8 protein-coding genes are annotated in these 9,461 nt (G+C 40.6%); 4 read left to right on the forward strand and 4 right to left on the reverse strand.

The annotated features are described in order from the left end of the window. Positions 1–331: 331 nt before the first annotated feature. Positions 332–2,053, reverse strand: coding sequence for a methyl-accepting chemotaxis protein (locus V7654_RS05380; protein WP_335429667.1), 1,722 nt, complete (start codon positions 2,051–2,053; stop codon positions 332–334). Positions 2,054–2,354: 301 nt separating this feature from the next. On the opposite strand from V7654_RS05380, the gene V7654_RS05385 reads away from it, so the two are divergent. Next, on the forward strand, positions 2,355–3,812 hold the full coding sequence (locus V7654_RS05385) for a protein adenylyltransferase SelO (RefSeq protein WP_335429104.1): 1,458 nt from the start codon (positions 2,355–2,357) through the stop codon (positions 3,810–3,812). A gap of 284 nt (positions 3,813–4,096) precedes the next feature. Here V7654_RS05385 and V7654_RS05390 read toward each other — a convergent pair whose 3' ends face one another. Beyond that, entirely contained in the window at positions 4,097–4,960 is an 864-nt protein-coding gene (locus tag V7654_RS05390; protein WP_335429105.1) for a GNAT family N-acetyltransferase, read from the reverse strand. 184 nt (positions 4,961–5,144) lie between these two features. Further along, positions 5,145–5,582 (reverse strand): VOC family protein, encoded by a 438-nt coding sequence (locus V7654_RS05395; protein WP_335429106.1) that lies wholly within the window; start codon positions 5,580–5,582, stop codon positions 5,145–5,147. A 349-nt stretch (positions 5,583–5,931) separates the two neighbouring features. On the opposite strand from V7654_RS05395, the gene V7654_RS05400 reads away from it, so the two are divergent. From V7654_RS05400 to V7654_RS05410, 3 genes are all read left to right on the forward strand, one after another. Then, a complete protein-coding gene (locus tag V7654_RS05400) occupies positions 5,932–6,792 on the forward strand; it encodes a DMT family transporter (RefSeq protein WP_335429108.1) in 861 nt (286 codons plus the stop codon). 323 nt (positions 6,793–7,115) lie between these two features. After that, the gene (locus V7654_RS05405) at positions 7,116–7,988 is read left to right on the forward strand and encodes an AraC family transcriptional regulator (protein ID WP_335429110.1); all 873 of its coding nucleotides are present in this window, start codon (positions 7,116–7,118) and stop codon (positions 7,986–7,988) included. A gap of 121 nt (positions 7,989–8,109) precedes the next feature. Beyond that, the gene (locus tag V7654_RS05410; RefSeq protein ID WP_335429112.1) at positions 8,110–8,574 is read left to right on the forward strand and encodes a hypothetical protein; all 465 of its coding nucleotides are present in this window, start codon (positions 8,110–8,112) and stop codon (positions 8,572–8,574) included. Between the two features lie 109 nt (positions 8,575–8,683). On the opposite strand, the gene V7654_RS05415 is transcribed toward V7654_RS05410, so the two are convergent. Continuing rightward, positions 8,684–9,211, reverse strand: coding sequence for a GNAT family N-acetyltransferase (locus V7654_RS05415; protein WP_335429114.1), 528 nt, complete (start codon positions 9,209–9,211; stop codon positions 8,684–8,686). Positions 9,212–9,461: the final 250 nt, after the last annotated feature.

Genomic DNA, 9,461 nt, shown 5'->3' on the forward strand with positions numbered 1-9,461 from the left:
TCATGTGAATGGTCATGAGAAGCCTTATAAGAACCATTCGACCAGATTTTTATCATGTGAATGGTCATGAAAGGTCTTATAAGAACCACTCAACTCAATTTTTCTCTTGCGAATGGTTATGAGAGCCTAACAATAACCACTCCACTCGTTGTAGTGGAGTGATCTTGTCTATCCTTATCATAAATTCAGAATATTAATTATTTTATGGGTTTTTATTAAGAAATCTTAAAAAGTGAAAGGGGAGGAATGAATGAGAATAAGAGAACCGTCCCTATCTTCACAAAAAAACAGCCGGACTCCGAAAATGGAATCTGGCTGTTTGGATGTACTTTTACTTATTATCCTCAATCCTAAACTGCTGGGTAATCTGTGCCAGTGATTTCGCCAGATGATTCAGCTTCAAACCGATTTGGTCGGTGCTTTCCATGCGTTTCATCTGGATATCGCTTGCTGAAAGCATTTCTTCCGCGCTGGCGAGTGTTTCCTGCGAAACGGCTAAAAAGCTGTCTGCTTCATGCGCCAGTTGAGGGAGGGTGTGCTCCAGGTTATCGAGTTCTCCCTTCATTGAATGCAGTTTTTGACTTACATCAGAAATTTCCTGCATCAGCTCATCCAAGGAAAGGCGGGCATTGCTCGCCATCGATAAATTCGTGTTAATTTTAGAATGCATGAGATCGAATTCTTCTGTTGCCCCAATCGTAATCTTCTCCATATTCGCGATCGCCTGCGAGATTTCTTCGGTTGTTTTTGCTGATTGCTCCGCAAGGTTTCGTACTTCATTCGCGACAACCGCAAAGCCTTTTCCAGATTCCCCGGCCCTTGCCGCTTCGATGGAAGCATTTAACGATAGGAGCTTTGTCTGATCCGCTATTGCTTTGACCATACCGACCAGATTGGTAATGGATAGTGAGTATTCTTTTACCTGGTGAATCGTATAGGTTAAATGCTTGAAGTCTTTTTCGAATGACTGAATGGTCGAAATGAGCTGGCCAATACTTTTATCACCTTGTCCAGCAGAATCATTCATGGCTGCAGAACTGCTGAACACACTTTCCATATTGGCTAGAACGGCTTCCATCATATCCTTCATATCTCTAAAACTGCTTACACTTGTTTCCGAACTGGCTGCAGTCTGCTCAGCTCCAGTTTTAACAAAGGTGATTGCCGATACGAGTTGCTGGCTGCTTGCCAGGGCACTCTTTGAGGAGTCTTTAAGTTCATCACCCGTACTCTCCAGTTCATTTGTTGTCTCAGTCAGTTCATGGACCATTCGCATCATTTGCTCAATCATGCTGTTGTAGCTTTTATGAAGTGAAACCATTTCGGGAATGGTTGTCTCAATGGCGGGCGAGCTTTGCAGGCCGCCTTCTCGTACTTTTTTCATCGTGCTTCTAAGGTGATTTAGCGGTTTCGTAACCTTCCTGACAAAGAGGCTGATGAGAACAGCTGCCACGATCATGCTGATCAAAATGACGGCTATTGTAAAATAAAGCATTTCAGTGACAGGCTGCATATAGGTATGGGTAGGAATCAGCAGGACATAGATCCCGTTAATTTCTTTCATCTCCTGAAAAGCCACTGTATAATCTGAGCCATTCATACGCTCGTGGATGACTCCATTTTTTGCTTTTTGAATTTGTTCGATCGTTTCCCTGGTAAAATAGCTGCCTGATTTCTCGCTTACCTTGAATGGTGCGGCTTTGCCGTCAGCAATATAGTAAAAATCAGATGTGATGCCATCATTTTTGAGCTTTTTTTGCTGCGAACGGACATTGGATTCAAGCTGCTGCATAAAATAAGCTTCATCACTGACATAAACAAACTTCAAATTTTCTGCTATGTATCCCATTAACTCGGCTTCTCTAACAATCCGGTTCTCGATCGTTTCAATGGCCATCGCCTTGGCCTTAACATATGAACTGATTCCAACCGTGACGACGGATGCGATCAGCAATGAAAAAAATAAAATAAATAGCCTGGTGCCAAGACTGAGCTTTTGAGTCAGCCCTTCTTGTCCGTTCTTTGAAAATTGTAAGCTGCTAAACCAGTTCATCTTCAAAACAAAGACCTCCAATTTTATCGTTCTATCGACCTATAAGATGAATTATACAGAGCGAATGTAAATTGGATGTTAAGTTTAGGGTTTATTGGATAATATTGTAGTTTGGTTCTTTTTAAAATGGAGGATTTGCTAAATTAGATTGTTGATTTCCGCTAAAATCGAAACTTCCAGTTGTAAATACCACGAAATAGCTTCACCTATGACTGGAAGGGTATAATAAATGAAGTGAAGTATACATTAATTTGTATGGAAATTGGGTCATGAAAGATTTATTTAGAACAGGAGGGTTCGGATGACAAAAGCAGGATGGAACTTCGACAATAGTTATGCTCGTTTGCCAAGGGTCTTTTATAAAAATCAAAACCCGACGCCGGTTCGTGCTCCAAAGCTGATTATATTCAATGATTCACTGGCAGTCACTTTGGGTTTGGACGCTGAGGCGCTGAAAAGTGAAGATGGCGCTGCGGTGCTGGCAGGCAACCAGATTCCTGATGGCGCTGAGCCGCTTGCCCAGGCTTATGCGGGGCACCAGTTCGGGCATTTTACGATGCTGGGGGATGGCCGGGCGGTGCTGCTTGGCGAGCAGATCACTCCAGAGGGGGAGCGGTTTGATATTCAGTTCAAGGGTTCTGGGAGAACACCTTATTCGCGGGGCGGTGATGGCCGTGCCGGACTGGGACCGATGCTGCGTGAATATATCATCAGTGAAGCGATGCAGGGACTGGGGATTCCGACTACGCGCAGTCTGGCAGTGGTGGAAACCGGGGAGGAAATCATCCGTGAAACGATGCTGCCTGGTGCGGTGTTGACTCGAGTTGCCGCCAGTCATCTGCGTGTCGGCACCTTTCAATACGCTGCTAACTGGGGCAAGGTAGAGGATCTTCGTGCTCTGGCTGATTATGCGATTGAACGCCACTATCCTGAAATCAAGGCGGATGATAACCGTTATCTATCATTGCTTAAAGAATTGATCAATCGCCAGGCAGGACTGATTGCCAAATGGCTGCGTGTAGGCTTTATTCACGGCGTGATGAATACCGACAACATGACGATCAGCGGAGAAACGATCGATTATGGTCCTTGCGCATTTATAGATGTTTATGACCCGGCGACAGTGTTCAGTTCGATCGATCGGGATGGCCGCTATGCCTTTGGCAATCAGCCTTATATTGGCGGCTGGAATCTCACCCGTTTTGCGGAATCGATTTTACCGCTGCTTCATGACGACGAGGACGAAGCTGTAAAACTGGCTGAGGAGGCTCTTTCAGGGTTTTCCGATGCATTCCAAACTCACTGGTTAGCAGGAATGAGAGCAAAGCTGGGAATGATGAACGAAGAAGCAGAGGATAAAACGCTTATTGCCGACCTTCTCAATATGATGCAGAAGCACAAAGCGGACTATACGAATACCTTCCGTGCTCTTACATTTTGTCAGCTCGAAGATATGGAATTATTCAAGGCCGAGGAATTTACCCAATGGCAAGAAAAATGGCAAGCACGGCTAGGCAGGCAGGATGGAGCGAAAGATGCTGCTCGTGAGTTGATGCGGAAGAGCAATCCTGCAGTCATCCCGAGGAATCACCGGGTAGAAGAGGCACTTGCAGCCGCAGTGGAAAAAGGAGATTACAGCGTGATGGAAAAACTTCTTGGGGTTCTTTCTAACCCATACGCACACTCCGAAGAGCAGGCAGAATTTTGTGCACCGCCAGCTCCATCTAAGCTTCCTTATCGCACTTTTTGCGGAACATGAGATTATACTTTAAAAGCAGGAACCTTTAAAGGTAACGGGTTCAGTTTTGAAGTGTGAAAATCGAAAAAACAGTGTCTTCCGCATATGAATTCGAATTAGAATCAACAAGCAATTCGTTAAGTAAAATAGCAAAGGAAAATGCTTGGAGCTCAATGACTCCAAGCATTTTTTATTTCAACCTTTATTGAAGATAAGCTACCCTATAGTTTAAGTGCATTTCTTCACAAAGTTGTTTTTTTATTACAGGAATGCTGCCCCGTTAGAGTACATAAGAAATATTTTATTTACCCAAAAATCTGGGCAGCAATTCCGAATAATGTATTGTTTCTAGGCGGCATTTCAGCAGAATTAATCACCATTACTGGTGGTTGACTCACTTGTTTAAATCCTCGTTGCTCCAAAAAGAACATAAACTCTTCATTGCCTGAAGGCACATCAATCCTTAAATTTCCTTGATGCCTAGAAGCAAATCTATCCAATATTAAAGCAGCTGTTTGAGAATCAGGTGCTACAATAGGTCCTACTATTAGATTAATAGGTCCTAAAATAGATATTCCATAACCAATAATGTTCGCTTGGTTATCTCTAGCTACTAAGCATTTTTCTGATTGATTAATTCTATTTTGAAGAAATTTGCTTCTTTTATCTCCAAATGCAGCCTTATCTAACTTTAAAATTTCTTTAAGATCATTACCATTAAACTCTTCAATAGTAACACCACCCCTTTTGTTTAATGGTTTATAGTCATCACAAAGAAACTTATGAACACAATCAACAGTTATAAATCCCATTTTTTCATAAAGGGGTCTACCTTCTTCAGTTGCAATTAACATAATTGAAGTGTTGTTTGAAGCAAAATCTATACACTTTTGAGTAGCATCTTTCCCTAATCCCATTCCCCTAAACTCTTTATTAACAATCACCATACCAATAGAAGCTAACTTAGTATCATAAGGAATTATTGCAGCACTAGAAACAATTTTCCCCTCAAAATTTTTATGTCCGAATATTTTACCAGACGATAACACTGTTCCAATCTCATATTCATCATAATCCCACCCGACTGATGCTGATAACTCGATTAAAACCTTGATATCACTTTTATTAAATTGCACTAATTCTAATATTGAATTTTTGAATATAGCCATTACGGATTTCCCCTTATGTACCTCATTTAATCACATTAAGATATATTCTTGTTTATTTAACTATCCTGCATCTTTAGTCCAATATGGAATCCTACAAAAAAAGCGTTAATCCTTCAAGGATCAAAGCACCCTATAGTTTAAGAAGAAATCTTTAAAGTTGGAAATCTAAAGTCCCATTCAATATTTATCTGATTTTCTCCGCTAACTCTAAAATAATTCCCTCTGGACCACGAACGTAGCATAACTTATAACTTTCTTCATATTGCTGTATCTCACTAAAGATTTCCGTGCCCTTCTTTTTCAATTTTGCAACAATAGCTTCAATATCTTCAACAGCAAAACAAATATGTCGGATACCCAGCGTATTTGCAAAAGGTTGCTGAATATCTTTTTCATCTGACGGCGTATAAAATTTAACTAGCTCTATCCATGTCTGACCATCTGGCATTCCCAATCCTACACATGCCGTTTTAACATCATTAAGCCCAACTATTCTGTCCAACAGTTCTCCATTCAATTCCCATTCCGCTTGCACTTCAAGTCCTAAATCAAGAAAAAACGCTTTAGCCTCTGAAAGATCATTTACGTTTATACTCACATGATCTATTCTATTGATCCTCATATCTCATACCTCCTATGTTCCATTTATTTTTAATACCTGTATTCGTGTTAGGTTTGTTTGGTATTCTATTTCGCTTAAAACAGAAAATATCCTTCTTCAACAAACCTGCCCCGTTTGTTATATAAGCGAGATGTAATGCTGGTTAATTACTTTGCAAGACCTTAAATTTTAACATAAATATCCAATAAATTTGTTGTCCTGATTTTGGATTTGTGCTCGGAAACCGAACCGGTTACTTTAATGGGTTCCTGTTTTTTTTCGAGTTATTTGATCCTATAACAAATTTGTTTAGTAACACGAAAAAATAGATTGCGAGTATGCTTGCCGAGATTTAAAATAAGGAAGATAAATGATAGAGAGAGAAGGATTCAGGATGTGGATGGCTGCAGCATTTGTCACGACTTTAAGCTTTGGCATGAATAATACGATCTTTAAGTGGAGTACAGGGCACGGCTTGTCAAAAGTACATATTCAGTTTTTCTTTTACATCGTGGCGTTTATGCTGACGCTGGGATTTGGAATATCAGTGGATGCGTTGCAGTTCAACCTCATTGCGATCGTCCTTGGAGGTCTGATCGGGATTTTAAATGCAAACGGCAATATTCAAATGTCGAGGGCATTCGAAAAGGGTCCAGCTAGTCTTACATCGCCACTAGTAGGTGCAAATGCCATTTTTCCGATCCTTGGCGCAGCGATTATTTTTCAAGAACACATCAGCCTTCTTCAGTGGATTGGAATTGTCTTTATTCTTGGCTCTGCCATCATCATTCAATATACACCCGGAGCGAAACGAAATACGGATTACGGTCCATGGCTTATCCGGGTACTTTTGGCGATCATGTCCTTTGGGATTCTGGGAATTTTGATGAAAACAACTTCGTATTTGCATATCAGTTCGCTTAATACATTAATTTGTATGTACGGGGGCGGAAGCATTTACCTTGGAATAACAAGCATTCGCGAAAAGGAACACTGGCAGCGGTCTGAAGCGAATATTGGATCTCTTGTCGGTTTGATCAGCGTCATTGGCTATAGCTGTTATTTCTATGCGCTGCATGAAGGAACCGCAAGTATTGTATTCCCGATCGTCAGCCTTAATTGCCTCGTTGTTGTCCTTGCAGGCTGCTGGCTTTTTAAGGAGAAATTAAAGCTATATCAACTTGTCGGCATATTTTCAGCGCTGATCGGAATCATTTTTACAAAAATTTAAGGATGTAAGCAGCCGAACTATTTAACTGTTTCCTATAGATATAAAAAAACCCCTGAATTTAATTAGTTGAATTCAGGGATTTTTTAATAAGTACTTATAACCCGAAATCGCACGCTAACCTGGTCTGTTCTTTATTCATTTTTATCACTTAAGGGTATCGGGTAAGTTGAAATAAGTTATAAAAGGAAATACCTATGGAATGAAGAAATTATTATTTATTCATGAATGGCAAGGAAGAAAAAGCACCCCACATAATCGTGCACGAAAAGTCGGATGGATGAATTCATCTCCTGCTAATCTAGTGATATAAGGAGGTCATCGAAATGGATTTGCTTAAGAATATGAACAGTGCCATTCGTTATATCGAGGAAAATCTCACAAATGATATCGATTTTAAAGAAGTCGCAAGGCGGGCTTATTGCTCGGAATATCATTTTAAGAGGATGTTTTCCTTTCTTGCAGGCATTTCGCTATCCGAGTATATTCGCCGCAGACGGCTGACACTTGCTGCGTTTGAACTACGGGATCCAGGGATAAAGGTCATTGATATCGCAGTGAAGTATGGCTACAATTCACCAGATTCCTTTTCAAGGGCGTTTCAGCATTTGCATGGAATCACGCCAACAGAGGCAAGAACGAATGGCCATTCTCTAAAAGCATTTCCTCCGATGAGCTTTCAATTATCGATTCAAGGAGGCAGTGAAATGAATTATCGAATTGAAGAAAAAGAGGCTTTCCGTATTGTGGGGATAAAGAAACGAGTTCCCATTATTTTTAACGGGGTTAATCCGGAAATCAGTGCCATGTGGCAAAGCTTAGACATGGATAGGATCAATGAACTTAAATATCTATCGAATGTCGAGCCGTTAGGATTAATCAGTGCATCGACTAATTTTTCCGAGGAGAGGATGGAGGAAAAAGGGGAGCTTGACCATTATATTGGAGCAGCTACAACGAGCAAATGCCCGGATCATTTGTCATCGTTGGAAGTGGCTGCTGGTACATGGGCGGTATTCAAAGCAGCTGGGCCTTTTCCGGCCACACTGCAAAATGTGTGGGGGCGCATCTATTTCGAATGGTTCCCGTCCTCTAACTATCAACAGGTTGAAGGTCCTGAAATCCTTTGGAATGAGAGCAAAGATGTTGCTTCGCCAACGTTTAGAAGTGAAATATGGATTCCGGTATTGAAAAAGTAATGATCAAAAGAGCTGTATGTTGCAGCTCTTTTTGTATTCGATTTTAAAACGGTGTTCATTACTCCGTGATCCGTGAAACTTTAAGAATTGTTTAACGTCAATTTAGGAAAGGAGGAGTTTGATGAAGGTTCATGGGTATCTACGTTGCTGTTTAATATCATTTATATTATTAACCTCTTTAGTAATTCCGGGTAAGTCCTTAGCGACATCTTGGGCATATTCATTTGTAGTTTGGGACGGTTATATTTATGTAGTTAGCGATGAGGATGTTACCGAAGTTGGAAGTGAGATTGGCCATGTCACTAAGTATTCAGATATGGAATCTTTTCCAGGCAACTTCTCAAACTCCTTCGCTAAAGGGACGAAATATTATTCCATTAAAGGCATTAATAAAAATGAAGCCATAGCTGTCGAGAAGTCAAAGGGACAATACAGCAAGGCATATAGAGAATCTGAGTATGAGGTAAGAGGTGCTTTCGATGGCTATTTTGATGGACAACAGGGGGCAATTAAAATCTTTGTTTTTTTAATCATTGGTATTTTAGCTGTTATTTTCTTTTATAGAATGAAAGGAATTAAACGTTGAGCAAAGAAATCATTACATCGCTTTGAGTTCCTTAAAGTATATAGAAGAATCATAATAAAAATCCCTGAATTCTAAAGCAGAATTCAGGGTTTTTTCGCTATGTATGTTTTTACTTATTCCGAAGTACCGTAATGAACCCATCAAGGATCTGGTGACTTACTTTAAAGCCTTTGCTTTGGTAAAATGTCAGCGCTGCATCATTTCCATTAGAAACATAGATAAACCGGTCATCAATGTCCTCGAATGAATCCAGCCATTCCATAGAGCGGTTGAATAGTTCAGAACCAATGCCCATGCTGCGATAGCCTTCTTTTATGTAAAATTGAGAGAGGCAGCCGACATCCTCATTTTCTACTGAATCCATATCGAAAAAAGTAGCGAATTCATTTGAATAAACTTGTTTTGGTGAAATGTTGCTGTACACATAAGCAACGATTTCGTCACCATCATAAGCGGCAAGGATAAAATTGGCCTTCGCATTTTTAACGGAAGGAACCATCCGTGTTTCAAAATTCATGCTGTCAAAAAGCTCGGGACGGATATGGGCCAACGATTTTTGATATGACATCAAATCATTGCACAATCCCTTGACGCAGCTGATATTTTCTTCCGGAATCAATTCGTAATGGATACTCATTCCCTTCATCCTTTCCATTTTTTGTTTGATAGAATTATAGCAATATCCAATGATTTATCAAGAGTAATTAGTTAGTATTCTCTTGAAGGCGTCAATCCCTGAATGGTCATAAGACTCCGTCTGAGGACAACTCGCAGAGAGATTTTTCCCTCGAGTGGTCATGGGGACCCGTCTGAGGATAACTCGCCGAGAGATTTTTACCTCGAGTGGTCATGAGGACCCGTCTGAAGACAACTCGCCGAGAGATTTT

The sequence above is a fragment of the Bacillus sp. JJ1609 genome (genome assembly GCF_036967045.1).
GTDB lineage: Bacteria > Bacillota > Bacilli > Bacillales > Cytobacillaceae > Mesobacillus.

What these genes read in the sequence shown, in the direction of transcription:
- V7654_RS05380 (WP_335429667.1), bottom strand. Translation starts at nt 2,053, where the DNA reads ATGAACTGGTTTAGCAGCTTACAATTTTCAAAGAACGGACAAGAAGGG.
- V7654_RS05385 (WP_335429104.1), top strand. Translation starts at nt 2,355, where the DNA reads ATGACAAAAGCAGGATGGAACTTCGACAATAGTTATGCTCGTTTGCCA.
- V7654_RS05390 (WP_335429105.1), bottom strand. Translation starts at nt 4,960, where the DNA reads ATGGCTATATTCAAAAATTCAATATTAGAATTAGTGCAATTTAATAAA.
- V7654_RS05395 (WP_335429106.1), bottom strand. Translation starts at nt 5,582, where the DNA reads ATGAGGATCAATAGAATAGATCATGTGAGTATAAACGTAAATGATCTT.
- V7654_RS05400 (WP_335429108.1), top strand. Translation starts at nt 5,932, where the DNA reads ATGATAGAGAGAGAAGGATTCAGGATGTGGATGGCTGCAGCATTTGTC.
- V7654_RS05405 (WP_335429110.1), top strand. Translation starts at nt 7,116, where the DNA reads ATGGATTTGCTTAAGAATATGAACAGTGCCATTCGTTATATCGAGGAA.
- V7654_RS05410 (WP_335429112.1), top strand. Translation starts at nt 8,110, where the DNA reads ATGAAGGTTCATGGGTATCTACGTTGCTGTTTAATATCATTTATATTA.
- V7654_RS05415 (WP_335429114.1), bottom strand. Translation starts at nt 9,211, where the DNA reads ATGAGTATCCATTACGAATTGATTCCGGAAGAAAATATCAGCTGCGTC.